Source organism: Propionimicrobium sp. BV2F7, from assembly GCF_000510445.1.
Classification (GTDB): domain Bacteria; phylum Actinomycetota; class Actinomycetes; order Propionibacteriales; family Propionibacteriaceae; genus Propionimicrobium; species Propionimicrobium lymphophilum.
In genome coordinates this window covers 16,035-41,681 of the sequence record NZ_AZIS01000002.1, presented here as the reverse complement: position 1 = coordinate 41,681, position 25,647 = coordinate 16,035, and the positions used below count along the sequence as shown (strand labels likewise).

Annotated in this window: 25 protein-coding genes and 1 tRNA gene; 19 read left to right on the top strand and 7 right to left on the bottom strand. The window is 57.9% G+C overall.

Annotation, left to right across the window (positions count from 1 at the left end):
• Positions 1-32: 32 nt before the first annotated feature.
• Positions 33-995: an aldo/keto reductase gene (locus tag HMPREF1255_RS00225; RefSeq protein ID WP_036916636.1), complete on the bottom strand. Its 963-nt coding sequence runs from the start codon at positions 993-995 to the stop codon at positions 33-35.
• Positions 995-1,849: an undecaprenyl-diphosphate phosphatase gene (locus tag HMPREF1255_RS00220; RefSeq protein ID WP_024110506.1), complete on the bottom strand. Its 855-nt coding sequence runs from the start codon at positions 1,847-1,849 to the stop codon at positions 995-997. Before HMPREF1255_RS00220 ends, HMPREF1255_RS00225 begins: the two co-directional genes overlap by 1 nt.
• A gap of 111 nt (positions 1,850-1,960) precedes the next feature.
• Between HMPREF1255_RS00220 and HMPREF1255_RS00215 the strand changes: the two genes are divergently transcribed.
• Positions 1,961-2,515 (top strand): DUF3090 domain-containing protein, encoded by a 555-nt coding sequence (locus HMPREF1255_RS00215; RefSeq protein WP_024110480.1) that lies wholly within the window; start codon positions 1,961-1,963, stop codon positions 2,513-2,515.
• A gap of 27 nt (positions 2,516-2,542) precedes the next feature.
• Positions 2,543-3,787 (top strand): cysteine--1-D-myo-inosityl 2-amino-2-deoxy-alpha-D-glucopyranoside ligase, encoded by a 1,245-nt coding sequence (gene mshC, locus HMPREF1255_RS00210; RefSeq protein ID WP_024110414.1) that lies wholly within the window; start codon positions 2,543-2,545, stop codon positions 3,785-3,787.
• A 6-nt stretch (positions 3,788-3,793) separates the two neighbouring features.
• Here mshC and ftsH read toward each other — a convergent pair whose 3' ends face one another.
• Positions 3,794-5,824: an ATP-dependent zinc metalloprotease FtsH gene (ftsH, locus tag HMPREF1255_RS00205; protein WP_016455614.1), complete on the bottom strand. Its 2,031-nt coding sequence runs from the start codon at positions 5,822-5,824 to the stop codon at positions 3,794-3,796.
• 83 nt (positions 5,825-5,907) lie between these two features.
• Here ftsH and HMPREF1255_RS00200 point away from each other — a divergent pair, with 83 nt between their 5' ends.
• From HMPREF1255_RS00200 to HMPREF1255_RS09880, 6 genes are all read left to right on the top strand, one after another.
• A complete protein-coding gene (locus HMPREF1255_RS00200; RefSeq protein ID WP_016455615.1) occupies positions 5,908-6,174 on the top strand; it encodes a phosphoribosyl-ATP diphosphatase in 267 nt (88 codons plus the stop codon).
• Positions 6,175-6,212: 38 nt separating this feature from the next.
• Positions 6,213-7,076 carry an ATP phosphoribosyltransferase gene (hisG, locus tag HMPREF1255_RS00195; protein ID WP_024110390.1) on the top strand — a complete coding sequence of 288 codons (864 nt, stop codon included), beginning with the start codon at positions 6,213-6,215 and terminating at the stop codon, positions 7,074-7,076.
• 26 nt (positions 7,077-7,102) lie between these two features.
• Positions 7,103-7,786 carry a cytochrome c biogenesis CcdA family protein gene (locus HMPREF1255_RS00190; protein WP_024110509.1) on the top strand — a complete coding sequence of 228 codons (684 nt, stop codon included), beginning with the start codon at positions 7,103-7,105 and terminating at the stop codon, positions 7,784-7,786.
• Between the two features lie 50 nt (positions 7,787-7,836).
• The gene (locus HMPREF1255_RS09265) at positions 7,837-8,430 is read left to right on the top strand and encodes a peroxiredoxin (RefSeq protein ID WP_024110452.1); all 594 of its coding nucleotides are present in this window, start codon (positions 7,837-7,839) and stop codon (positions 8,428-8,430) included.
• A gap of 208 nt (positions 8,431-8,638) precedes the next feature.
• Complete coding sequence (locus tag HMPREF1255_RS09715; protein WP_024110489.1) at positions 8,639-8,803, top strand: hypothetical protein; 165 nt, start codon at positions 8,639-8,641, stop codon at positions 8,801-8,803.
• A 37-nt stretch (positions 8,804-8,840) separates the two neighbouring features.
• Positions 8,841-9,179: a hypothetical protein gene (locus HMPREF1255_RS09880; protein WP_197016950.1), complete on the top strand. Its 339-nt coding sequence runs from the start codon at positions 8,841-8,843 to the stop codon at positions 9,177-9,179.
• Here the strand turns inward: HMPREF1255_RS09880 and HMPREF1255_RS00175 are convergent.
• The 3 genes from HMPREF1255_RS00175 to HMPREF1255_RS00165 form a co-directional block, all read right to left on the bottom strand.
• The gene (locus tag HMPREF1255_RS00175; protein WP_024110470.1) at positions 9,121-9,726 is read right to left on the bottom strand and encodes a histidine phosphatase family protein; all 606 of its coding nucleotides are present in this window, start codon (positions 9,724-9,726) and stop codon (positions 9,121-9,123) included. The genes HMPREF1255_RS09880 and HMPREF1255_RS00175 overlap by 59 nt on opposite strands.
• 60 nt (positions 9,727-9,786) lie before the next feature.
• Positions 9,787-11,232 (bottom strand): uracil-xanthine permease family protein, encoded by a 1,446-nt coding sequence (locus tag HMPREF1255_RS00170; RefSeq protein WP_024110381.1) that lies wholly within the window; start codon positions 11,230-11,232, stop codon positions 9,787-9,789.
• A gap of 247 nt (positions 11,233-11,479) precedes the next feature.
• Complete coding sequence (locus HMPREF1255_RS00165) at positions 11,480-13,045, bottom strand: dolichyl-phosphate-mannose--protein mannosyltransferase (protein WP_024110478.1); 1,566 nt, start codon at positions 13,043-13,045, stop codon at positions 11,480-11,482.
• A gap of 109 nt (positions 13,046-13,154) precedes the next feature.
• Here HMPREF1255_RS00165 and rsmI point away from each other — a divergent pair, with 109 nt between their 5' ends.
• Genes rsmI through HMPREF1255_RS00140 form a run of 5 tightly spaced genes read left to right on the top strand, consistent with a single transcriptional unit; the run spans position 13,155 to position 17,197 of the window.
• Positions 13,155-14,006 (top strand): 16S rRNA (cytidine(1402)-2'-O)-methyltransferase, encoded by an 852-nt coding sequence (gene rsmI / locus HMPREF1255_RS00160; RefSeq protein WP_036916625.1) that lies wholly within the window; start codon positions 13,155-13,157, stop codon positions 14,004-14,006.
• Complete coding sequence (locus HMPREF1255_RS00155; RefSeq protein ID WP_024110388.1) at positions 14,007-14,936, top strand: TatD family hydrolase; 930 nt, start codon at positions 14,007-14,009, stop codon at positions 14,934-14,936.
• 2 nt (positions 14,937-14,938) lie between these two features.
• Entirely contained in the window at positions 14,939-15,799 is an 861-nt protein-coding gene (rsmA, locus tag HMPREF1255_RS00150) for a 16S rRNA (adenine(1518)-N(6)/adenine(1519)-N(6))-dimethyltransferase RsmA (RefSeq protein WP_016455626.1), read from the top strand.
• On the top strand, positions 15,786-16,697 hold the full coding sequence (locus HMPREF1255_RS00145) for a 4-(cytidine 5'-diphospho)-2-C-methyl-D-erythritol kinase (protein WP_024110431.1): 912 nt from the start codon (positions 15,786-15,788) through the stop codon (positions 16,695-16,697). Before rsmA ends, HMPREF1255_RS00145 begins: the two co-directional genes overlap by 14 nt.
• Before the next feature lie 8 nt (positions 16,698-16,705).
• The gene (locus HMPREF1255_RS00140) at positions 16,706-17,197 is read left to right on the top strand and encodes a MarR family winged helix-turn-helix transcriptional regulator (RefSeq protein WP_024110473.1); all 492 of its coding nucleotides are present in this window, start codon (positions 16,706-16,708) and stop codon (positions 17,195-17,197) included.
• Here HMPREF1255_RS00140 and HMPREF1255_RS00135 read toward each other — a convergent pair.
• Positions 17,160-17,780 carry a TetR/AcrR family transcriptional regulator gene (locus HMPREF1255_RS00135; protein WP_231477431.1) on the bottom strand — a complete coding sequence of 207 codons (621 nt, stop codon included), beginning with the start codon at positions 17,778-17,780 and terminating at the stop codon, positions 17,160-17,162. The genes HMPREF1255_RS00140 and HMPREF1255_RS00135 overlap by 38 nt on opposite strands.
• 112 nt (positions 17,781-17,892) lie before the next feature.
• Here HMPREF1255_RS00135 and HMPREF1255_RS00130 point away from each other — a divergent pair.
• From HMPREF1255_RS00130 to mfd, 6 genes are all read left to right on the top strand, one after another.
• A tRNA-Gln gene (locus tag HMPREF1255_RS00130) sits at positions 17,893-17,972 on the top strand.
• Positions 17,973-18,089: 117 nt separating this feature from the next.
• On the top strand, positions 18,090-19,526 hold the full coding sequence (gene glmU / locus HMPREF1255_RS00125) for a bifunctional UDP-N-acetylglucosamine diphosphorylase/glucosamine-1-phosphate N-acetyltransferase GlmU (RefSeq protein WP_016455630.1): 1,437 nt from the start codon (positions 18,090-18,092) through the stop codon (positions 19,524-19,526).
• 125 nt (positions 19,527-19,651) lie between these two features.
• Positions 19,652-20,596: a ribose-phosphate diphosphokinase gene (locus HMPREF1255_RS00120; protein ID WP_036916623.1), complete on the top strand. Its 945-nt coding sequence runs from the start codon at positions 19,652-19,654 to the stop codon at positions 20,594-20,596.
• A 184-nt stretch (positions 20,597-20,780) separates the two neighbouring features.
• Entirely contained in the window at positions 20,781-21,413 is a 633-nt protein-coding gene (locus tag HMPREF1255_RS00115) for a 50S ribosomal protein L25/general stress protein Ctc (protein WP_024110492.1), read from the top strand.
• A gap of 22 nt (positions 21,414-21,435) precedes the next feature.
• Positions 21,436-22,026 carry an aminoacyl-tRNA hydrolase gene (gene pth, locus HMPREF1255_RS00110; RefSeq protein ID WP_024110423.1) on the top strand — a complete coding sequence of 197 codons (591 nt, stop codon included), beginning with the start codon at positions 21,436-21,438 and terminating at the stop codon, positions 22,024-22,026.
• Positions 22,027-22,057: 31 nt separating this feature from the next.
• Positions 22,058-25,603 (top strand): transcription-repair coupling factor, encoded by a 3,546-nt coding sequence (gene mfd / locus HMPREF1255_RS00105; protein WP_024110485.1) that lies wholly within the window; start codon positions 22,058-22,060, stop codon positions 25,601-25,603.
• Positions 25,604-25,647: the final 44 nt, after the last annotated feature.

The window sequence follows — 25,647 nt, the reverse complement described above, 5'->3', positions numbered from 1 at the left end:
GAAGAACCTTTGCGTAACTAATATGCCGAAATCTATTTTCTGAGCTGGTTTTGGCCACCCGTGACGTCGTCGAGGGCAGAAACGATCGGTTCCGGAAGCGTTTTTCCGGCAACATCTAGAAGTCCGCTGAGCTGCTCGACCGTCCTAGCGCCAAGCAGGGGAGCGGTGACGCCAGGGGCGTCCCTAACCCACAAAAGAGCCACCTGCGAAGGCGTTAGGTCTAGGCCGCTGCCGGCCTTCTTTACGGCCTCTACGACTGCCCGAGAACGCTGGTCGAGGTAAGGCTCGACAAACCAAGACAGGTTGTCCTTGGCACCTCGGGAATCCCTCGGAGTGCCATTTGAGTACTTCCCGGTCAGAACGCCCCTGCCTAGCGGCGACCAAGGGAAGAACCCCATCTGGTGATATCGCAATGCGGGCAGCACCTCGATCTCGGCCCTTCGTGCGAGAAGCGAGTATTCAATTTGGCCACTGACCAGCGGGACCCTTCCGGGCACGGCCTTCTGCCACATCGCCGCGGCGCTGGTTTGCCAACCGATGAAGTTGCATATTCCGGCGTATAGCGCCATGCCCGTGCCCACGGCGTGATCGATTGCTGCCAGGCTCTCCTCGAGAGGTGCGTCACCCCAGGCGTGGATCTGCCAGAGATCGATGTGGTCGGTGCCGAGGCGGCGAAGCGAACCTGCAAGGTCATCGAGCAAAGCGCGACGAGAAGTGTCGATGGTCTGAGACGTCCCGTGCGTGCCGAAACCAGCCTTAGTCGCGATCACGATGTCGTCGCGGCTGACGACGTCTCGCATTATTTGGCCTAGCGTCTGCTCTGCGAATCCTCCGCCGTAGGCGGGCGCGGTGTCGATGAGGTTGCCGCCGTTTGAAACGAACTCGGCAACCAGGTCGCCGGCTTCGTCAGCGTCGACGGAAGAACCCCATGTCATAGTGCCGAGGCCTAGATCGCTAACTACTAGGCCGCTGTTACCCACCTGACGTTTGCGCATCATGCACCACAGGTTACCTGGGTAGAAACCGGATCTAGCACTCCAAGTGCCAAGAGAATCGCCAGAACGAGTGCCAGACCGATGCGGTAGATGACGAACGGCTTGAAGCTGTGGGTGGTGATGTAACGGATCAGCCACGCGATTACGGCGTAACCGATGACGAACGAGATGACCGTCGCGAGGATCGTCGGGCCCCAACGTACGCAGGCATCGTCACCGATATCCTTGAGCTTGAACAGGCCGGACGAGTAAATCGCGGGAATGGCAAGCAAGAAGGAGTAGCGGGTCGCAGCCTCGCGTGTGTAGCCCAAGAAGAGACCGCCGGAGATCGTGCCACCGGAACGCGATACGCCGGGAATCAACGCGCATGCCTGACAGAACCCGTAGATGATGCCGTCTTTCAAGCTCAACTGGTCAAGGGTTTTCGTCTGGTGAGCGATCGCGAAACGGTCTGCAACGCCCAAAACGATGCCAACGCCGGCGAGCATTGCGACAGTCAGCCACAGGTTGCGCAGGTGAGTGTCGATTGCGTCCTGGAAGATGATCCCCAGAATGCCGATAGGTAAAGTGCCAATGATGACGAGCCAACCCATTCGTGCGTCCGGGTCGCTGCGATCAATCTTTCCGACCAGCGACAGTCCCCAGTGCTTGATGATGCGGACAATGTCACTGAAGAAGTAGACGATCACCGCTGTCTCGGTGCCGAGCTGGGTGACGGCGGTGAACGCCGCTCCAGGGTCTCGCCCGCCCATCGCCAACTGACCGAAGATGAATTGGTGAGCGCTAGAACTGATCGGCAGGAATTCCGTCAGACCTTGAATAATTCCTAGCCATATAGCCTCAAACCAGCTCATTGGCGTCCTTTCGAGATAAAAAAGCTCTTTGACCTGGGTTAGCTTACTAGTTTTCCGATCTGTTTAGATTTATCACTACGGCAAGCCGATATTCGGCCTACGCTAAATTTTATGGATTTATCCGCGCTGGATCGCCACAGCTATGAAAACCCGGACAGGTTCGTCGCCGGGCTCGTTGGCGAGCGCGGGCACAGGGTCTACTACCTTCAAGCACGCAAAGGAAACCGCGTTACGAATGTGGTTTGCCAGCCGCAACAGTTGGCTAGCCTGAGCGACCACATCGACGCAGTACTCGACAAATTAGACGAGTACGGGCTTATCGAGGGCATGCCGGTGCTGCAGAAGAGCCCCAAAGACGACCGTCCGTTGGACGTGCCGCTAGAAGCCGATTTCATTGCAGGAACGATGGCAATTAGCTGGCAACCTGACAACCAATACCTACATGTTGAGCTATTCGAATACGGCCACTTCGACGACGCAAACCACGGCGCGGCCTGTGTGCTGCAGGCATTCATCACGCTCAGGCAGGCAAGAGAATTTGCTGCCAGAGTCAGGAAGATAGTTGATCTGAACACGCAAGTATGCCCGTTTTGTGGCCAGCCGCTGACTGCTAGAGGCCACGTCTGCCCGAGCGCCAACGGCTTCAGGCGCATGACCGAAATCTAAGTTTTTACGATCAGATAGGTTGAATACATGCACTCATGGCCTGCCCCAAAAGTTCCCCTAATCGATTGCGAGCAGATCCCCGAGAGGGTCAGCGCGTTCGACGCTAGATCCTTGAAGATTAAGAATGTCGGCCCTGAAACCGGCACCGCCAAGCTCTACGTGTGTGGAATCACCCCATACGACGCAACCCACCTGGGCCACGCGTTCACCTACCTGACTTTCGACACAATGAATCGCGCCTGGCGCGATGCCGGCCTTGACGTCAAATACGTGCAGAACATCACGGACGTTGACGACCCGCTGCTTGAGCGTGCGGACGCCACCGGCCAAGACTGGCTAGAACTCGCGACCGATCAGATGCAGCTTTTCAGCACGGACATGGAGGCCTTGAGGGTCCTGCCGCCAGACCACCTTGTTCCGGTTTCGGAGATCATGGACGAGGTTGAGGAGATGGTCCTCAACCTCAAAGAGAAGGGTTTGGTCTATCAGTTAGACGACGAATACCCGGACTGGTATTTCCGTTGTTCTAAAGTTCCAGGATTCGGCAAAATCAGCCATTTGAATCGCGCCCAGATGCTACCCGAATTCGCCGAGCACGGCGGAGATCCAGAACGCCCGGGCAAGGAAGACCCCCTCGACGCTCTAGTCTGGCGACTGGAGAGGCCGGGCGAGCCCAGCTGGGAATCCTCGCTTGGTAAGGGCAGGCCGGGGTGGCACATCGAGTGCACTGCGATCGCGCTCAACCGATTAGGCGCCAATCTGTGCGTTCAGGGCGGCGGTAGCGACCTGATCTTCCCACACCACGAGATGTGCAATGCGCAGTCGCTCGCTGTTAGCGGAGAGGATTTCGCTCACGACTTCGTCTACGCCGGGATGGTCGGCCTCGACGGAGAAAAAATGAGCAAGTCGAAGGGTAATCTGGAACTGGTCTCCAGGCTGCGCGCTAGGGGAGAGGACCCGATGGCCATCCGTCTGGCCCTACTCAACCACCACTACCAGAGCGACTGGGAGTGGTTCGCCAGCGACATGGAAGCGGCAAATCGCAGAGCCGACGCCTGGAAGGCCGCTTTCTGCGCAGGTAAGGGCACCGCGGCCAAGCCAGTCATCCAGGAACTCCGTAAGGCGGTTCGCAACAACTTGGACACGCCTAAGGCGCTCCGCGTAATCGACGAGTGGACGTCCGCTGTTTTAGCTGGTGACGGAGAAGACACCCAGGCCCCAGCCAAGGTCGCTGACGCGGTCGACGCCCTGCTGGGTGTCCGTTGGGACTAGGGCTGCCTACTGTGCGGAATCCTCCGCTCGGGCCGGACGGTTACCGGGACGCTCGATGCCCGCCACTGCGTAGACCTCTTCCTCGTTTAGGGTCTCCTTGACCATGAGCTCCTCCGCGATAGCGCAAAGCTGATCGCGGTGATCCTCAAGCATCCGGACCGCCTGCTCCTGGCATTCCGCGATAATCCTGCGGACCTCTTCGTCGACCGTGCGAAGCGTAACATCAGAGATTCCGATAGTGCGGGGATCTGCGTCATCGATTAACACTGTCATGGGGCCGACCTTTTCACTCATGCCCCACTTGCCGACCATCTGACGGGCGATGGCGGTTGCCTGTCGCAGATCGGATTCAGCGCCGGTGGTGACCACGCCGTAGATAGCGTTCTCTGCGGCCATGCCGCCGAGCGCGCCGATGATTCGCCCGCGCAGGTAGTCTTCGTCGTAGCCGTAGCGGTCAGCGTCCGGGGTGGAAAGCGTGACGCCCAAAGCCTGACCTCTAGGGATGATCGAGACCTTACGCACCGGGTCTGCACCCTTGCGCAACATGCCGAGAAGCGCGTGCCCGGATTCGTGGTAGGCGGTGCGACGGCGCTCCTCCTCGGGGATTACAACGTTGCGCTCTACGCCCAGCTGGATCTGTTCTAGCGCATTCATGAAATCGGTGTGCCGCACCGACTCGTCCTCGCGGCGAGCCGCCTGCAGGGCTGCCTCGTTAGCAAGGTTGGCTAGGTCCGCGCCGGTGGCTCCAGGCGTTACGGATGCGATGCGATGCAGATCCACGTCGTCGGCAAGCGGAATCTTACGGGTGTGGACCTTGAGGATCTGCTCTCGACCACCCATGTCCGGTGCGTTCACGGTGATGACCCGGTCGAAGCGTCCCGGCCTGGTCAGCGCATTATCTAAGACGTCCGCCCGGTTTGTCGCACCGATGACGATGACGCCCTCCGTGCCGTCGAAGCCATCCATCTCCGTGAGGATCTGGTTAAGAGTCTGCTCGCGCTCGTCGTTCCCGCCGGACACACGGGCCGAACCGCGGCTGCGGCCGATCGCGTCGATTTCGTCGATGAAGATGATCGCGGGCGCAACTTTGCGGGCCTCTTCGAAGAGCTGACGGACGCGCTGTGCGCCGACACCGACGATCATCTCGATGAATTCGCTGGCCGACGCGCTGAAGAAAGGCACCTCGGCCTCGCCAGCTGTTGCGCGAGCAAGCAGTGTTTTACCAGTGCCGGGCGCGCCTTCGAGCAGCACGCCCTTAGGTGCCCGCGCGCCCAGCTTGGCGTACTTAGACGGGTTCTTTAAGAAATCGACGATTTCGCCGACCTGGGCCTCGACCTCGTCGATGCCGGCCACGTCGTCAAAATTGACCCTAACGTTGCTCTGCTCGATGGGCTTGACCTCGCGGCCCATGCCGAACGGACCTGTGCGATTCATCCTGCGGAAGAACCAGATCGCAATTCCGATCAGGATGCCCCACATAAGCATGGTGCCGACGAAGTTAACGATCGGACCGCGCTGATCTATGACTGGGGTTGCCTTGACGATTCCGTCGCTGGCAGCAAGCTTGGCGAGCGGATCGTCCTTAGCGAAGGTCGGCCGCTCGGTGGTGAACTTGGCATATTCCCTGTCCGACTTGCTGCCGTCCTCGTTCGGGATCGGCCGGGCAGCCTTCAGCTCGCCCTGGATGGTGTCGCCTTTTGCGTAGATTTCCTTGACGTTGCCGGCTTTTACTTGGGCGCTAAATTCCGTGTAGGCGATCGACGGAGGAGCGTTGCGCGCGTCCTGCCAGCTAAATATTCCCCAGATGAGCGCAAACAAGGCTGCGGCACAGACCCAGAAGATCCAGCGCTTGGGTTTCTTCTTGTCGTTTTTCGGCAGGCCCTCGGTGTGCCACGGGCGCGGTGACTCTAAGGGGGAGTCGGGCCGTGACGTCGAGGCATTGCCGCTGCGTTCGTATTCGCTGGCCTGCCTGGACTCGTCTTTATTCGTGGCCTTGCCGTTTATCTTGGCTCTATCACCCTGCTGGGGGTTGGTCATTCGGTCTCCTTGATTGCTTCAAATCAATCTTATGGTGTGTCACCGACATTTCTAGATCATCAACCTTGGTCTAGGCTGTCGATGTGAATAAAAGTTTCGAAGAGCTGTTTGAAGAACTAACCAACACCGCGAAAACTCGTCCCGAAGGTTCTGGCACAGTAGCTAGGCTCGACGCTGGCGTCCACGCGATTGGCAAAAAAATTGTCGAAGAGGCCGCGGAAGTTTGGATGGCTAGCGAGTACGAGGGCAAAGAGGCCGCTGCCGAGGAAATCAGCCAGCTGATCTATCACTTGCAGACCATGATGATTAAGCTTGGTATCAGCCTCGAAGATATGTATAAGTACCTCTAACTTTTTAGTTAAGTCACTGCGCTACGACGAGAGAGAGTATGAGCAAAAAATTGATTAAAATCGCCGTCCCCAACAAGGGAGCGTTGTCAGGCGCCGCAGCGACTCTTTTTAAAGAGGCGGGCTACCCGCAGCGCAGCGACTCCAAAGAACTCGTTCTTAGGTGCGTCGAAGAAGGCGTGGAATTTTACTACTTGCGCCCACGCGATATCGCGGTCTACGTAGGCGAGGGCACGCTAGACCTGGGCATTACCGGGCGGGACATGCTGATCGATTCGGGCGCGAACGCCGAAGAAATCATGCAGCTTGGCTTCGGACTCAGCAAATTCAGGTTTGCTGGCCCTGTCGCAGATATGGACATCCCCGATCTCGATGGCAAAAGGATTGCCACCAGTTATCCCGGTCTGCTGGAGAAGTTCCTCGAAGAAAAGGGTATCTCCGCCAGGTTGATTCACCTAGACGGGGCAGTCGAAAGCTCCATTCAGCTCGGTGTCGCCGACGCGATCGCTGACGTCGTCGAGACCGGCACAACCTTGCGCAAAGCGGGTCTGCATGTTTTTGGTGAGCCGATTCTGTTCAGCGAAGCCATCCTGATCAAGCCCTCTGACTCAAAGCTTGATTCTGCCAACGGTTTCTTCGAGCACCTGATGCAGCGAATTTCCGGCGTGCTCGTCGCTCGCGATTACGCGCTGATGGATTACGACATTCCGGAGGGCCTCCTAGACGACGCAATCAAGCTGACCCCTGGTCTCGAGGCACCGACCATTTCCCCGCTGAGCAAGGACGGCTGGGTCGCGGTGCGCTCCATGGTTCCTTCTGCGAAGACTCAGAAGCTGATGGACGATCTCTACGATCTCGGCGCACGCGCCATCATCGTTACTGATCTGCGAGCCTGCAGGCTCTAGCCGCCTATTCGGGCGCTAGTCCTAACATGAACGTGACGCTTCCTCTGGCGCTTTTTGCCGGATTCGTCTCATTCGTGTCGCCGTGCTTCCTGCCAGTCGTGCCCGCATTCGTCGGGCAGCTGGTTGGGGTGGCCGACGACAAGATCCCCACCCGTAACGCCGTGGTAAATTCGCTCGGTTTCGTTGGCGGCTTCAGCCTCGTCTTCATCGGTTTGTGGGCCGGAATAGGTGCGATAGGCAACGTGCTCGGGCAGTATTCGACCGTGCTGCGGATATTAGGCGGTGCGATCCTCATACTTATGGGGTTGCACGTCGCTAGATTAATCAACATCCCGTTTCTCGATAGGGTGGTTCGCGCTCCCATGCGCAAGGGCAAGCCCGGCATCGGGCGCGCGGCATTGTTGGGCATCGTATTCGGCGCCGGATGGACGCCCTGCGTCGGGCCCGTGCTGGGCGGGATAATCGCGCTTGCAACCACCTCCGAGACGATGCTGAGCGGGCTGGCGCTGATGATCGCCTACTGTCTGGGGCTCGGAGTGCCCATTGTCCTTGTGGCGGTGGGTGCCGTAAACGTGATCGACAGATTTGGTTGGTTTAAGACTCATTCTGTCGCCATCTCTTTGATCAGCGGAGCTTTGCTTATCTGCGTAGGGCTTCTCATGGTCTTTGGTGTGCTGCAGAAATTTGCCTCCATGCTGTTACCCGTATGAGACTCAGGCGATTTCCGTCTTAGGGGAGCCTTGCTAGACTCGAAAGCCTGATGAGTGAAACGAATCCAGCCGACGAACCCCTCTGGCGCGCCAAACTACGAAACAGCAAGATCGCGACGGTCTCCATCGTTCTTTTGGTCGCGCTGGTGGCGATTATCGCGTTTGCGTTGACAAATTCGGCCTCTAAGGAATCCGCTCAGTCTGTGGAGACTCAGGTGCCGGGCGTTGCAGAGGTCGGCAAGCCTGCCCCAGATTTCACGGCAACACTTATCGACGGCAGCACCTTCAAACTGAGTGATTATCAAGGTGAGCCGGTCTGGTTAGTTTTTCAGACTACCTGGTGCTCCGGTTGTAAGGCAGAGCTAGAAAGCGTGCAGAAGGTGTCGGATTCTGCTCAAGACTCGGGTTTGCGAGTGCTGGCGATATACGTCGGCGAGGACGTAGATACAGTTCGTGGCTTCGTCAGCAGGATGGGCATTAGCTTTGGCCACGCCGCTGACGAGAACGGGAAACTGTCCAAGGCCTACGGGGTGTCTGGTGTGCCCGCACACTTCTTCATAGCAGCTGACGGCACCATTGCTCAGAGCCATGTTGGTGTTCTGGACGAGCGCCAAATGTCTGAGAATCTGCTCAGGATTCGCTAGTTGTAGCTGTCAAAGCTGAACGCTCTTTTATTTTTGTAACGAGTTTGTCTCGAATCTACATAGCATATTGGGTTTTATTTAGGCCACGCTAGGTTAAGTCTGCCCGCAGGGACCTTTGTAATTGTTCTTCGAATGTGTCTCCGGGCGCCAAAGCTTTGGTTTAATCCGCCTCGCTCGTCTGTGCGGACGAGCCCGGCAGAAAGACAATATGCGTAAACCACTAGCTGGCATTGTCGCCATGATTGCGGCAATAGCCATGATGCTCAGCGCCTGCACTTCCAACACGCCTAGCGCGGATAGCAGCGCCGCAAACACCGATAAAGCAACCGTCGCGGTAAAGGACGCTAAGGGCAACGACGTCGAGGCCCCGTGAATTACGTTCTTTTCCCGGCCCGGCCATGGTCGCCAGAATGACAGTTGCGATCATTTTCGCCTTCATCGGCACGATGGTTTTCTTCGGATTCCTGCGTCGCGTGCGGCTGCGTTCTTCGCTAATTGTGCCGATCATCGGCATCATGCTGGGCGCGGTTATTTCCGCGGCCACCTACTCCGACCGGATCTGCGCCATGAAGGGCGGCAAGATCGTGAAGTTCGGCCCGCCCGCGGAGGTAATGAAGCCGGATGTGCTGTCCGGCATCTTCGACACGGACATCGACATCATCCAGGACCCCGCGGGTCGGTGGCTATCTACTAGAAGTTCTGAGCGATTCGCTCGGTGCACATTACGCCATCGCGAATCTCAACCTTGAGGACTACAGCACCGAGGTTCGGCACCTCGCCAAGTGACTCGGCGATCAGGTGCTCGACCGTGTAGCGCAGCACGGACCCGTGGGTGGCAACCACGATGTTTGAATCCGGTGCGATGGTAGCCATCGACCGCAACGCGTAAACGCCCCTGTTGATTACCTGTAGGCGCGGCTCGCCGCCGAGAATTCCCTCCCTGGCCTGGCGCTGCGGCAGCCCCGCCAGTACGGGGTTCGCGGCGTTGATCTCCTCGAGGGTATGACCCTCGGCCCAGCCCCAGTCGCGCTCGACCATGCTCGGTAGCACGCGGCGATCTTCGATGCCAAGGGCGTCGGCGATGATGTAGCCGGTCTCTCTGGCCCGCTGCAGCGGAGAGAAACGCAGCGTGTCCCAATCCTTGTTCGTCTTTTCCGCGAATTCTCGCAAGAACGGGACGGCGATCTGGGCCTGCTCTCGGCCCAACTCATTTAGCGGAATGTCGGATGAGCCTTGAAACTTTCCGGTGGCGTTCCAATCGGTTTGGCCATGTCGGACTAATGCAACGATCGTCATGACGCAAAGAATACCCGGTTAGACGGAGGACCGACTAACCGGGTGAGTTAAAAATTAACTTTACTTGTCGTTCTTTTGCTGGGAAACAGCCTTCACGCTGCTGGTCTTGTAGGCGCCCGGGGCGTCCACGATGATGGCTGCGCCGTCTGCCTGACGAATCATCTCGCGGGGAGCGATCGCCCTGGCCAGGTGGTAGCCAATCACGGTCACGATGGTGCCTAGCGCGATGCCTCCTAGGGTGAAGTGCTCGCCGAAGTTAAGCGAAACGTTGCCGACGCCGATGATGATGCCAGCCGAAAGCGGAACCAGGTTGATCGGATTACCGAAGTCGACGCGGTTTTCCTTCCAAATCTTCGCGCCCAGCAGGCCGATCATGCCGTACAGCACGACGCAGATGCCGCCCAGCACACCGCCGGGAGTGGCCGAAATTACTGCGCCGAACTTGGGGCTGAAGCCGAAGAGGATCGCGACGATCGCGGCAACGACATAAGCGGCTGTGGAATAGACGCGGGTTGCGGCCATTACGCCGATGTTTTCGGAGTAGGTGGTCGTGGGGCCGGCACCTGCGGTGGTGGCCAGCATGGAGGTTAGGCCGTCGGCAGCGATTGCTCGGCCCATTACGTCGTCCAGGTCTTCGCCGGTCATCTCGGCGACGGCCTTGATGTGCCCCGTGTTCTCGGCGATCAGCGCGATGACGACGGGAAGCGCGATGAGGATGAACTCGATCGAGAACTGCGGCATGTGCAGGCCGACGACGTTATCGGTGGCGCCGTAGGTCCAGTTGGCTAGGTCTGTTACCGGGGGCAAGCCGATCCAGTCAGCCTGCTGGACCTGCGTCCAATCGACGCGCAGGTGGGAGGTGCCGTCTTGAGAGGCCACTGGGCCGGCTATGACGTCAAGGATCCAGCTGAGCAGGTAGCCAAAGATCAAGGACAGGAAGATGGCGATTCGGCCGATGAAGCCCCTGGCGCCGACAGAAAGCAGGGTTACCACGATCATCACGGTGAAAGCCACCCACTGATCCTGTGGCCAATAGGTCGCCGCGACTACGGGTGCCAGATTGAAGCCGATGAGCATAACAACAGCGCCAGTGACGGCCGGGGGCAGCAGCCTGTGAATTGGTCGGGAACCCGCGAAGTGAATGATCAGGCCGACGATGAAAAGCGTCAGACCGACGGCGAACAGCGATCCGGAAACATGCGCCGGGTTGCCTCCGCCCTGGTAGATGAGGGTTGCGACGCCGACGAAGGAAGCCGAGCTGCCCAGGTAGCTGGGCACGCGGTTTTTGACGACCAGTAGGAAGATGAGGGTTGCGACACCACTCATCATGACGGCAAGCTGCGGGTTCAAGCCCATTAGCAGCGGGAATACGAAGGTGGCTCCGAACATCGCCACCACGTGCTGGGCGCCTAGCCCGATTGTTTTGCCCCAGCCGAGGCGTTCCTCAGGGCGAACTACTGCGCCAGGCAGCAGTTTTCCGTTGTTGTGCAGTTTCCAAATCGCCATTTTCTAACCTTTCCGACGCGAAAGTTTAGGGCACATTCATAGGAACTCCACATTTTGTGTCGGCAAATCGAAGAAAGCGCAGTTGGGGACGCCCAGATTGAGCCCACGACAAATTGTGGTCGGTAATTAGATTTTTCTGCAACAGAAAAACGTTTCACCTAGTCAGGAAGATTTTCCCCGCATTTCACCCGAAAATCGGCGACGGTGGTTACGACTTGTCACGGTCCTTAGGACTATCAAGAGTTCGCTAAATCCAACTCTTAAACCACATTCGCAGGCTCCAGGCATCCCGCGTCATCAGTTCATCGGTCAAAACGGGATAGATGAACCAGAAATTCAAAATAACCAGGATGATGAATCCGAAGACTATCGAGGTGCCAACTTTCCTTCGTTTTGCCGAAGGCGAGCCAATTATTTTGCCCGCGACGAGCGCCAGCGCGATGCAGGTGAATGGCACCATCATGATCGCGTAGAAGAAGAAAAGTGGGCGATCGGCGTTGGGGAACCAGGCCAGCCAGGGCACGGCCCAACCGAGGACGACAATTGCGAAGCGCCAATCTCGTCCGGCTAGCCAGAAGACCAGGCCGGCGATTATCGCCGCTAGCCCGACCCACCAGAGCACGGGGGTGCCCATTCCGGAGATAACCCTCAGGCATGTGCTGCCCACGTCAGCCTCACAACCGTCCGTGCCGGGCTTAATCCCGTTGACGGCGTCGATTCCGATGGTTCGACCCATAACGGGCCAGGTTGCGGGGTGGGCTTCGTAGGTGTGCGTCTGGCCGGCCATGAAGTCGCCGGTGTGGAAGTCGTAAATTTGCTTGTGATATTGCCAAAGCGATGCCAGCGGCGCGCCCAGCGCTCTGACTAGTGGATCGTCGGGATTCTTGGCGCCCCAGTCTCGTCCCCAGCCGATGTCAGTCATCAACCATGAAGCCCAGGACGCGATATAAACGATGGCCGACACTACCACCATTTTCACGAATGCGATCGGAGCGTCGATCAGCAACGCCTTCGACGCCTCGGCCCGCGCTCCCGCTAGCTTTCTAGAAGAAAAATCGAATGCGACCGATAGCAGCCCCATCGCAGCCAACACGTAGACAGCGTTCCACTTGCAGGCGATAGCCGCGCCGAACATCAGCCCGGCAGCTAGGCGCCAGGGCCGCCAGAAAATCAGCGGACCAAACTTTCCGTTAAGGTTCACCGCCCCCTTCTGACGCAGGTACGTCGCCAACCTGAGTTGGAACCAGTCGCGATCTGCGGCCACGCAGGCCACCGCGAGAACGGTAAAAGTCGCCTCGAAAATGTCGAGCAGCGCGATTCGACTCATGACGAAGTGCAGACCGTCGAAGGTGAGCAGCAGCCCAGCGATCAAACCAATCAGGGTGGAGCGGGAGAGCCTGCGGGCTAGTCGAATAACCGCGACCACCATGATCGTGCCGAAAACCAACGCGCTGATTCGCCATCCGAATGAATTCATGCCGAAGATTTGCTCGCCGGCGGCGATCAGCCATTTGCCAAGCTGTGGGTGAACGATGAAACTCGGGTCGTTAGTGAAGATGTCGACGTTGCCAGACACGACCTGTGAGTTGGCGTCTTCAGGCCAACTCATCTCCGCGCCGCGCTGAAGCAAAGTCCACGCGTCTTTGGCGTAATAGGTTTCGTCGAACATTAAGTTCGAAGGCCTGGAGAGGCTAACCAGGCGCATGATGAAACACAATGCGGCGACTAGGTCCGTCAGAATCCAGCTGAGCGCTCGGTCTTTTCCTAAGACTAGCGACTCTTCGAGCGCTGCCAGTGTCGATTTTTTCTCCACCCGGTCAGTCTAGGTTAAGTGAGGACAATCGGTCTTTCCGCAGGCCTGTCTAGGCGCAATAAGCGATTTTTCTCGGGGCACAACCCGTATGCAACGTATCCTGAAAGTTATGAGTGATAATTCTCCCGGCGTCCTTGTCCTCGCTGCCACCCCAATTGGCGATGATGCCGACGCCTCACCTGCTCTGCTTAGGGCACTCGGTGAGGCCGATGTGATCGTCGCGGAGGACACCAGGCGCGCCCAGCGGCTATTTTCTCGTTTGGATTTGCACGTCGATGCTCCTTTGATCAGCTGTTTTGAGGGTAATGAGCGCGAGAGAATCCCAGGGCTTTTGGGAGATCTCAGGCAGGGCAAACGCCTGGTGCTGATTACAGACGCGGGCATGCCTGTGGTCAGCGACCCCGGTTATCGACTGGTAAACGCTGCGATCGAGGAAGAGATTCGTGTTACAGCGGTTCCTGGCCCATCCGCGGTGCTCACAGCACTTGCGTTGAGCGGTTTGCCCAGCGATAGATTCTGTTTTGAGGGCTTTCTGCCGCGCAAACCGGGGGAGAGGCGTCGGAAACTCTCCGAGCTGGTGGATGAACAGCGCACGCTCATTTTTTTCGAAGCGGTGCACCGGCTGGCGGATTTTTTGGCCGACATGCGCGATGCGTTCGGGCCGGATCGGCAGGCTGCAGTTTGTCGGGAGCTCACTAAGACCTACGAGGAAGTCAAGCGGGGCAATCTCGAAGAGCTTGCCGAATGGGCAAAGGCAGACGTGCGGGGCGAAATCACGATCGTGGTTCACGGTGCGCAGCAAAAGGCGCCGGATGCCGAAGCGGCACTCGCACAGGTCATGGAGCTAGTCGAGCGGGGCGATAAGCTCAGCTTCGCGGTGACCGAGGTGGCGCGGAGAACAGGCGTGCGTCGAAAGAGCCTATATGATGCCGCTTTGGCGGCTAAGAAAGAGGATAATTAAGTGAGCGAAATCTCTAAGACCCTAGAGAGGCTCGAGCTGCCGGAGCTGCCGGCTCCACTTGCGGGTGAGCTGATTGACGCCCACACCCACTTGGACACTACTCAGGAATATTCCATGCTACGCCCAGTCGACGCTTTAGGGGCTGCGGCTGAGGTCAACGTCCATCGGATCGTTCAGATTGGCTGCGATGTGGATAGCTCGCAGTGGGCGGTCCGCTTCGCCTCGACTCATCCGCAGGCTGTCGCTGCAGTCGCCATTCATCCAAACGACGCTCCTGGTTTGAGCGACGAGGACTACGAGAATTCGATCTCGACCATCGATTCTTTAGCGGGGGCGGGCCAGCACGTGCGTGCGGTAGGCGAGACGGGCTTGGACTATTTCCGCACGGATCCCACGCTCGATGGTGGTTCGGAGGCCATCGAACGGCAGAAGGATAACTTCCGCAGGCACATCGCGATCGCTAAAAAACATTCTCTGGCGCTTGCCATCCACGCTAGACGAGCCGAGAGCCGCAAGGCTAGGAAGTTCGGGGACGCGTTGGTGGACGTAGCTGACATCCTCGACGAGGTCGGCTGGCCCGAACGCACGATCTTCCACTGCTTCACCGGCGACCCGGAATTTGCCAAACGCGCGCTCGCGGCCGGGGCCTATCTGAGTTTCAGTGGCAACGTCACGTATCCCGCTAACAAGCACATTTATGAATCTCTGCTTCTTACCCCGAATAATCGAATAATGGTAGAAACCGATGCGCCATTTCTCACGCCGGTGCCTGAGCGGGGCAGGAAGAACGCTTCCTATTTGGTGCCTCACACACTGCGCTTCGTGGCTCAAGCAAAGGGGCTGGACGAAGCTCAGGCCTGCGCCCAGCTGACCGCAAACACGGTCGAGGCGTACGGCGGCGAGTGGGGAATCGGAATCGAACAGGATTAAGCATGAGCGAACTTCTAGACCCGAAACTGGTGCGCGAGCTGGCAGCGAGCATCGATCTGAGGCCAACTAAGCAGCGCGGCCAGAACTTCGTCACGGATGCTAATACCGTTCGCAGGATTGTGCGCAAGGCGCAGATCGGGCCAGACGACGTCGTCCTTGAGGTCGGCCCCGGGCTGGGGTCCCTGACACTAGGTTTGCTTAGCACCGGCGCTCAAGTAACAGCCATCGAGATCGATGAGCGGTTGGCTGGTCTGCTGCCTGCAACGGTCGAGCGCCTGCAGCCGGACGCGAAAGATCGTCTTCGCGTGGTCACCTCCGACGCGCTGGACGTTACCGAATTGCCCGGACCCGAGCCTACGGCTGTGGTTGCCAACTTGCCCTATAACGTCTCGGTTCCCGTTTTACTGACGCTTCTGGAGCGCTTTCCTAGCTGGGATCGCGGCTTGGTGATGGTGCAGCTTGAAGTCGCGAATCGCCTGGTCGCCGAGCCCGGCTCAAAGATCTACGGCGTGCCAAGTGTGAAACTCGCCTGGTACTGCGACGCCGAACTGGCCGGTCTGGTGCCGCCCAAGGTGTTTTGGCCGGTGCCGAACGTCGACTCGGGTCTGGTTCGGTTGACTCGTCGCGAACCCCCGGCAACAACCGCAGAAAGAAAGCAGGTCTTTGCCCTAGTGGACGCAGCTTTCAACCAGAGAAGGAAAATGTTGCGCTCGAGCCTAAACAAGTTCTTCGGTTCTTCTGCGCGAGCGGCCGAGACGTTGCAAGCTGCTGGTATCCCCGAAACCGCTCGTGGTGAGGCATTGCGTGTGCAAGACTTCGCTGCGTTGGCCGAACAGATCGGAGCTAATAATGAGGGTGACTAACTGCACGGTAAGAATGCCGGCGAAGATCAACCTGTGCCTTGGCGTCGGACCCAGACGCAGGGACGGTTTCCACGAGCTAGCGACGGTGTTCCAGGCGGTTGATTTATACGACAAGATCAGTGTCAGGCAGGCAGCTGACATCACTTTGACGATGCCGGGTTCCGAGTCAGAAAACCTGCCGTTGGGCGACAAAAATTTAGCAGTTAAGGCAGCAAAACTGCTTCGGCTGCGCCACGGCAGCCCTGACATGGGCGTGCACATCGAAATTACGAAGAAAATTCCGGTCGCTGGTGGAATGGCGGGAGGCTCCGGAAACGCCGCTGGTGTTCTCCTGGCATGCAATAAACTGTGGGGCTTGGATCTCAGCGACGAGCAACTCCATGCCTTAGCCCTCGAACTAGGTTCGGACGTGCCTTTCATGCTTTCCGGTGGCACAGCGCTGGGCTTCGGGCGGGGAGAGGAGCTGACGCAGCTGCCACATTCTGGGAAACTCAATTGGGTCCTGGCCACCAACAGGCAGGGGCTGTCCACGCCACGCGTTTTTGAGACTTTCGACGCGATGGGAGCTAACGGCGACGTGAGTTCTCCCGACGATCTTGTCGAGGCGCTTAAACGCCCTGATGTGGACGCCGTAGCCGGGTTGCTGAGAAACGATTTGCAGCCGGCGGCGTTGAGCATGCGTCCCGATCTGAAAAATATTTTGAAGGCTGGTATCGAGGCTGGTGCATTGTCCGGATTAGTTTCCGGGTCCGGCCCGACCTGTGTTTTTCTGGTTAAAGACCGTAGGGCGGCCAGGAAGGTAGGGGCGGCCGTGGGCTCCTGCATGGGCGTGGCATCGGCGCTGGCCGTCAGCGGCCCCGCAGTGCCGAGCGTAAGAAGTAACACTGACGGCGAGTAGGTGAACGGTTGAAACCCGAATCCGATGAGGTAGACGAAATCGTCGCCGCTTGGCATGAGCAACTGCCGAGTTCAGACGCGTCTGCGATGCATGTCTGGTCCAGAATCACCAGGTTAGGTCAACTGCTGGCGGACGAGCGTGGAAAGATCTTTGCGTCTAACGACTTAGGGATGTGGGAATTTGACGTGTTGGCGGCGCTCAGAAGAGCAGGCGAGCCGTATCGAATGACGGCCGGACAATTGGTCAGCGCCACTTACGTCACCAGCGGAACGATGACTAATCGAATAACCCGGCTTAGCGAACGCGGCTTGGTCGTGCGAACCAAGGGCCAGGACAAAAGGACGGTCTACGTGCAGCTAAGCGAAGAGGGGATGCGCCTAGCCGACGCCTCTATCCGAGAACTGACCAGACTCGAGTCGAAGATGCTGGCCACTCTCGATGAGACCGAGCGCGAACAGCTGGTCAGTCTTCTTCGCCGGCTTCTGATTGATCTGGCTTAGCTAGGTCGTTTTTCTCCAGGTTGGCGAGTCCGTTCCAGGCCAGGTTCGTCACTTGCCTGGCAAGGTCCTCCCTGGACAAGCTGCGATCTTCTAGCCTGCGCTGGCCTGCCATCGCGACCAGGCCGACCAATCCCTGGGCGAAAACGGGGCCGAGTCGCTCGTCGTATCCGTGTCTGGCTAGCGGTTCGATCAGCAAGTCTTCGACCCTGACCACGATGTCGTTGAGGATCGACGCAAAGCCTCCGTGGTTTCCTGCGACTAACGAATCTCGGTTGATGATCCTAAAGCCGTCGGTGTGTTCGTCGATGTAGCTCAGCAATGCCAGAGCGCCCTTTTCGATGGTGTCTCGGTAGGTTGTTGCCTCGGCTAATGCGCTGTGAATGGCGTTTTCTAAACGTTGCACTTCACGGTCGACTACAACGGCGTAAAGACCTTCTTTGCCGCCGAAGTGCTCGTAAACCACGGGCTTGCTGACGTTTGCCGCGGCCGCGATTTCCTCGACGGAGGTTCCGTCTAGGCCGTTTTGCGCAAACACGCCTCGCGCGATGCCGATCAGCTGTTCACGGCGCTGCGCGCTGGTCATTCGCTTCTTAATTCGTCGGGCACGGCTTGGCTCACTTACAGGCATGACATCTAGTTTGGCACAACTTCGTATTGGTCGATCTAACTAATATGCCGTATAGTTCACTAAGCATTCCCCGGTTGGTCTGCTGGTAGGGCCCGCCTGACTTTGAATCAGGATTTAGCGACGCAGGTTCGATTCCTGCCCGGGGAACTCTTCATGTCTAGATTCTTTTGACTACTTTATTCTCTCTATTTGCTGCTGTCGGGTTTTGTTGTCGGTGCAGGTAGCTAAAATACTGAAAGGTATACGCCTAACAGGGGAGAACGAATGCAAGATCACCAGGTTTCAGCGGTTATCGTCTTGGCTGCCGGCGGTGGCACTCGGATGAAATCAGCAAAATCTAAGCTTCTTCACGAGGTTGCCGGCCGACCGATGCTCAGTTACGCGGTTTCCGCGGCGAAGGCGCTGTCTCCTCAGCACCTGGTGGTCGTGGTCGGTCACCTCCGCGAGCAGGTGGAAGAAATCCTGTCGAAAGACTGGCCTGACGTCGAAGTTGCGTTGCAGCCCGAGCGAAACGGCACGGGTGGCGCGGTGCAATGTGGCATCACTAGCTTGGGCGACGCAACCGGCGAGATCATCGTCACCTATGGCGATGTTCCGATGCTCGATTCCGACACGCTTTCCGACCTCGTCGACGCCCACCGTGCCCAGCACAACGCTGTCACCGTGTTGACCGCGCGCGTTCCTAACCCAACCGGCTACGGCAGGGTAGTTCGCGTTGGCGAAGAGGTGGCGAAGATTGTCGAGCACAAGGACGCCACCGAGGAAGAGCTGAAGATCGACGAGATCAACTCCGGTATCTACGTTTTCGATGCAGTGACGCTGCGCGACGGTCTCGGCTCTTTGAAGGCAGACAACGCTCAAGGAGAGCTGTACCTAACCGATGTCATCGGTTACGCGCGCAGTCAGGGCAAGCGTGTTGGTGCGCTGGTCACCGACGATGTCTGGCAGACCGAGGGCGTGAACGACCGCGTGCAACTCGCGGCCATGAACGCAGAGGTAAACCGACGAATCTGTGAGCGCTGGATGCGCGAGGGCGTCACAATCGTCGATCCGTTGACCACCTGGATCGAGACTGACGTGGAGCTGTCTGAGGACGTCACGATTTTGCCGAACACTCAGTTGCTTGGCGCTACCAAGATTGAATCCGATGCAGTTGTCGGCCCAGACACCACCCTGCGCGACGTAGAGATTGGTAAAGGCTCGCACGTCATTCGTACACACGGCGAGTTGGCTGTGATTGGCGAAAACTGTGAGGTCGGCCCATTCAGTAGGCTGCGTCCAGGCACCACCCTGGGTAACGGTGGCAAGATCGGCTCGTTCGTCGAGACCAAAAACGCGCACATTGGCGAAGGCTCCAAGGTTCCGCACCTTACTTACTGCGGAGACGCCAACATTGGTTCTGGCGTAAATATTGGAGCTGGAACGATTTTTGCCAATTACGACGGCTTCAACAAGTCGAAGACTACCCTGGGAGATGAGGTATTCATCGGCTCCAATTCGGTGCTGGTCGCCCCCGTAACCGTCGGGGACGGCGCTTTCGTAGCAGCCGGATCAGCGGTGACCAATGACATTCCCGCCGGTGCTTTGGGCATTGCCCGCTCTAGGGAACACGTCTCCGAAGGCTGGGTGCCTCGCACTAGGCCGGGAAGTAAGGCAGCAAAAGCTGCAGAAAAATCGACGAAAACTGAAAAAGCAGATTAAAAGTTGGCACTCACTGGGTTGAAGACCCAAAATAGTGACTGCTTAGAGCGGCTTCGTTGCCGGGGAATTTGAACATTAGGGAGCATGGCGTGACCGGAGTAAAGAAACCGACGAAAAAGCATCTAATGCTTTTTTCGGGGCGATCGAATCCTGGGTTAGCTGAAGAGATTGCAAAAGAGATGGGCGTGGAGCTGACGCCCTCTAGGTTGATTACATACGCAAATTCTGAGATCTACGTGCGCTACGAAGAGTCGGTTCGCGGCTCTGACGCGTTCGTCATCCAGTCTCATCAGGCGCCGATTAACGAATGGCTGATGGAGCAGTTGATCATGGTGGACGCGCTGAAGCGCGCATCTGCCAAGAGGATCACCGTGGTTGCGCCGTTCTATCCCTACGCCCGTCAAGATAAGAAGCACCTAGGTCGCGAACCAATTTCTGCTCGTCTCGTTGCAGACCTTTATTGGGCTGCTGGTGCAGACCGAATCATGAGCGTCGACTTGCACACTGCGCAGATTCAGGGCTTCTTCAACGGTCCGCTGGACCACCTGACCGCGATGCCGGTTCTGGCCGATTACGTTGCCGAGAACTACGAGACCGAAAACATGACGATCGTCAGCCCGGACGCGGGCCGTGTGCGTCTTGCCGATCAGTGGAGCGATCGGTTGCACGCGCCGCTGGCCATCATCCACAAGCGTCACGATCCCACCGTTGCTAACCAGGTCAAGGTGCACGAGGTCGTCGGCCGGGTTGAGGGACGCACATGTCTGATAGTCGACGACATGGTAGACACCGCCGGAACTATCTGCCAGGCGGCTCAGGCGCTTCGCGAGCACGGTGCTGCGAAGGTGCTCTGTGCTTCGACGCACGCTGTTCTTTCCGATCCTGCTCCGCAGCGCCTTCGCGAGGCGGGTTTTGACGAGATCATCTTCAGCAACACCCTGCCAATCCGCAAGGACATCGATATCCCGAACCTGACTGTTCTGTCCATCGCACCGCTGATCGCTAAGGCGATCCACCAAGTTTTCGAGGACGGCTCGGTGGCATCTCTCTTCCCGGATGGAATTCGCTAAGAACTAGAACTAAACATGAAAGCCGAGGCGCCAGATTTGGTTGCCTCGGCTTTCGCACGCTATCGTTTCCTATTGCTTGGCGAGGGGCTTTGCCGCCCGTTATCGACTGGCGGATATCTTATCTTGCCACGATGACTGTGGCTTCCAGCTTCTCCCATCTGAAAATTCTTATTTAGGAGAAACTATGGCTAACGAAATTCTTCTCGACGCCGAAACTCGCACCGAGTTCGGTAAGGGTGCCGCGCGTCGTATCCGTCGCGAAAACAAGATTCCTGCCGTTATGTACGGCCACGGCTCTGATCCGGTTCACGTAGCCCTGCCTGGTCACCAGACCATGCTGGCTCTGCGTAACTCGAACGCGCTGCTTACCCTCAACTTGGAAGATGGCGAGCAGCAGCTGGCTCTGCCGCGTCAGATTCAGCGTCACCCGGTTACGTACGAAATCGAGCACGTAGACCTGATTATGGTTAAGCGTGGCGAGCGCGTCACCGTCGAAATTCCGATCATCATCGTTGACGAGGACAAGCTGGAAGACGTTTCGCTGGTTGTTAACACCGAGCGCGGCGAGCTGACCGTTAGCGCCGAGGCAACCAACATTCCTCGCGACGTCGAGATCTCCGTTGCTGGCTTCAACCTGGATAACCAGGTTGTCGCGGGCGACATCGAGCTGCCTGAAGGCGTTCAGCTTGAAGAGGATCCCGAGACTCTGGTCGTTTCGATCAGCGTTCCGGACGCAGTTCCCGAGACCTCGGCTGAGGAAGAGGGCGAAGAGGCTGAGGCAGAAGCCGAGGCCGAAGAGTCCGCTGACGAAGAGTAATTTCCTTAAGGAGCTATGCATCATGACCTGGTTGATTGCTGGGCTGGGTAACCCCGGCCCGAGGTACGATTCGACCAGGCACAATGTTGGCTTCATGGTCGCCGATGAGCTTGCCCGACGTGCTCGGGCGAGCTTCACGGCGGCCAGGAACTCTCGCGCTGAGGTCGCTAAGACGGTTATTTCCCCCAGCGGCCTCGGCGTTATTCCAGGCGAAAGCCTACTTATAGTTAAACCACTCACATACATGAACGAGTCCGGTCAGGCCGTGGGCTCGCTGGCTAGGTTTAACAACATTTCGGCAGACCATGTGATCGTTGTTCACGACGAGCTCGACTTGGATCTTGGTAGGCTCAAGATGAAGTCGGGTGGTTCCGACAACGGCCACAATGGGCTTAAGTCCGTTCGTGCTCATCTTTCAACCGGAGACTTCTACCGTGTCCGGTTCGGCATCGGTCGTCCACCTGGGCGAATGCCCGGTGCAGACTACGTTCTCGGAAAGTTCGCCGCTAGGGAACGAACCGAGCTAGAAATTCAGATCGCGCTGGCGGCCGACGCATGCGAGACGATCATCAACGATGGGCTGGCCCAGGCCCAGAACAGGTTCAACAGTTAGGCCTGTTGGCCTCGTGTTTTAAACTGGGTTCGTGTCTTCTGCTCTCAGGCTTAGTGGGTTAATCAAATCTTTTTGCGCGCACCGCAGCGTTTCGTCCTGCCTGGAGGATGCTAGGGCGGGTGTTCCTGCACTCGATTTCACTTGCGTTCGCCCTGCGCGTTCCGTTTTAGCGACCGCCCTGAACGAACACACTGATAGAACTATTCTTTACGTGACTTCCACGTTCCGCGAGGCCGAGCAGCAGGCTGGCGAGCTCTCTTCGCTGTTGGGTGAGGATAATGTTTGCTATTACCCGGCTTGGGAAACCTTGCCGCACGAGCGTCTCAGCCCACGCTCGGACACCGTGGGTAAGCGCCTGGCGGTGCTACGTCGGCTTTGCGGCAACGACGAGATGCCTGTCCCGAAGGTGGTCGTTGCGCCCGTGCGCGCAATGCTGCAACCCCAGGTCAGCGGGTTGGGCGCTATCTCTCCGGTTAAGTTCGAAGTTGGTCAGGAATATCCTCTGGATCAATTGGCCCAAGACCTGGTTAACGCCTCATATGCGCGCGTCGATCTGGTTGAGCGCCGTGGCGAGTTCGCGATTCGTGGTGGCATCGCCGACGTGTTCCCGCCAACTCTCGAGCACCCGGTTCGTGTCGATTTTTTCGGCGACGAAATTGACTCGATAACTTTCTTCTCCGTTGCCGATCAGCGCTCCAGCGACGAAACAATCGACGAGGTGGTCGCTTCACCTTGCCGCGAGCTGCTCATTACTGATGACGTACGTAATCGCGCTGCGGATCTGATCGAGACGCAGCCAGAGCTTTCCGACATGCTCGGCAAGATTGCCGAGGGGCAGGTGGCCGAGGGCATGGAGTCTCTGCTCCCAGCGCTGGTTGACAAGCTCGAATTGCTCGTGGACGTTGTGCCTAAGGACACACTCGTCTTGGTTGCCGACCCGGAACTGGTTCGCACTAGGGCAGAGGATCTGGTTCGGACAAGCCAGGAATTTTTACATGCAGGTTGGGCAGCGGCGGCAGATGGTGGCAAGGCGCCGATCGATCTTTCTGCGAGTGCATATCAGGAGTTAGTGGATGTGCGCGCTCATGCTCTTTCCCGAGGCCTCGGCTGGTGGACGCTAAGCCCGTTCGCCGCAGATGCCGAGGAAACCGAGACGGAAAAGCACCTAGAAATCGAAGAGTTGCCCAATTGGCGAGGCGAGGTGGACAAGGCGATCGAGTCGATTGCCGACGAGGTTCGCTCGGGTGTGACCACGCTGTTTAGCGTCGAGGGTAAGGGCCTCGGTTCGAGGATATCTGAGCTGCTCAGTGGGCACGAGGTGGGCTCAAAGCTCGTCGAGGAGTTGCCTGAAACCCCTGAAAAGAACATCGTCACGATTTTCTGCAGCCAGTTGCATCGAGGCTTCAGATTGCCCGATGTCAATCTTGTAGTGCACGCCAGCGGCGACATGACCGAGACAAGATCCGTTGACAAGTCTCGACGCAAGATGCCGAGCAGGCGGAAGAATCAGGTCGTTGTAGAGGACCTAAAGGCAGGGGAGCTGCTTGTTCACGAGCAACATGGTGTTGGACGTTTTGTCGAACTGGCTGCTCGCACGATTGGTGGTGCCACCAGGGAATACCTGGTGCTCGAGTACGCCCCCAGCAAGCGAGGCCAACCGGGCGACAGGCTGTTCGTGCCGATGGATCAACTCGACCAGATCACGAAATATGTCGGTGGCGAATCACCTCAGCTGGACAAGATGGGCGGCGCAGATTGGAAGAAGCGCAAGGCTAAGGCTAAGAAGGCGGTCAAACAGATCGCTGCAGGCCTGATCAAACTCTATGCGGCAAGACAGGCGACTAGGGGACACGCCTTCGCTCCTGATACGCCCTGGCAGCATGAGCTTGAGGACGCATTCAGCTATGTGGAGACCCCAGATCAGCTATCCGCCATCGAAGAAGTCAAGCGAGACATGGAGCGAGAGGTCCCGATGGACCGGCTGATTTCGGGAGATGTCGGCTACGGCAAAACAGAAATTGCTGTCCGGGCTGCTTTCAAGGCCGTCCAAGACAACAAGCAGGTGTTGGTTCTGGTGCCGACGACGCTTTTGGTTCAGCAGCACTATTCGACTTTCGCGAATCGCTACGCGGGCTTCCCCGTGACCGTAGAGGCGATGAGCCGGTTTCAAAGTGAGAAGGAAATTCAGGCGACCTTGGACGGCCTCGCCGCAGGCACCGTGGACGTGGTTATCGGCACTCACCGTCTCCTTTCCGACAAGGTAAAAGTTAAAGATTTGGGACTCGTGATCATCGACGAGGAGCAGCGATTCGGCGTCGAGCACAAGGAAAAGTTGAAGAAGCTGCGTGTGAATGTGGACGTGCTCGCAATGTCCGCGACACCGATTCCGCGAACGCTAGAGATGGCGATCACCGGCATTCGTGAGATGTCCACCATTGCCACGCCGCCGGAGGAACGCCATCCGGTGTTGACCTTCGTGGGACCATACGACCGGGCCCAGGTCGGAGCGGCGATTCGCCGCGAGTTAGCCAGGGAAGGGCAGGTGTTCTATGTTCACAACCGCGTGCAGGACATCGAAAAGGTCGCCTCGGAGGTAAGCAAAGCCATCCCGGAGGCGAGGATCCTCGTCGCGCACGGTCAGATGAGCGAGCGTCAGCTCGAACAGGTCATGGTCGATTTCTGGGAACGCCGGGCGGACGTGCTGGTCGCGACGACGATCGTTGAAGCCGGCATCGATATTTCAACTGCAAATACGCTCATCGTGGATAGGGCAGACCAGATGGGTTTGTCTCAGCTGCATCAGCTCAGGGGACGTGTCGGTCGAGGCAGGGAGCGCGGTTATGCATACCTCATGTACCCGCCGTCCAAGCCGCTGACTACCACCGCCCATGAAAGGCTGAACGCACTCGCCACCAACACGGATCTTGGCGCTGGCATGGCAATCGCCATGAAAGACCTAGAGATTCGCGGCGCCGGAAACCTGCTTGGTGCGCAGCAGTCTGGTCATATCGCAGACGTCGGCTTCGATCTTTACCTGCGGCTGGTCGGCGATGCAGTGGCTAACTTCAAGAGCGAGGGCGCCGAAGAGGAAGCAGCCCCAGTTCGCATCGAGCTGCCTATCGACGCTCACCTTCCCGAGAACTACGTCGAATCTGAGCGCCTGCGTCTGGAGATGTATCGCAGAATAGCCGCGGTCAGGAATGACGCAGAAGTGGACGCCTTGGCTGACGAGATGGCGGACCGTTACGGTTCGCTGCCGGACGTGACGAAGCGGTTGCTGCAAACCGCTAAATTCAGGCTACTTTGCCAGAGCGCAGGCCTGCATGAGATCGTCATGCAGGGGAGGTCCGTTAGAGTCGCCCCCGTTTTCGATCGGGTCTGCGACGGTAAAAAGATGGGGCTGCCGGATTCCCGAAAGATGCGTCTCGATCGGCTCTATCCGGGCACAGTGATTAAGGAAGCCACCAACCTGATGCTAGTTCCCAAGCCAGACGAGAATGACGATATTCTCTCCTGGGCGAGCGATTTCGTTAAGGGCATCCTGTTGCCGAAGAATCATGGCAAGAAGGCGGATTAGCTTTCTTAAGGCTTGGCAAATGTTTCTGCTTGGTAACTTCATGC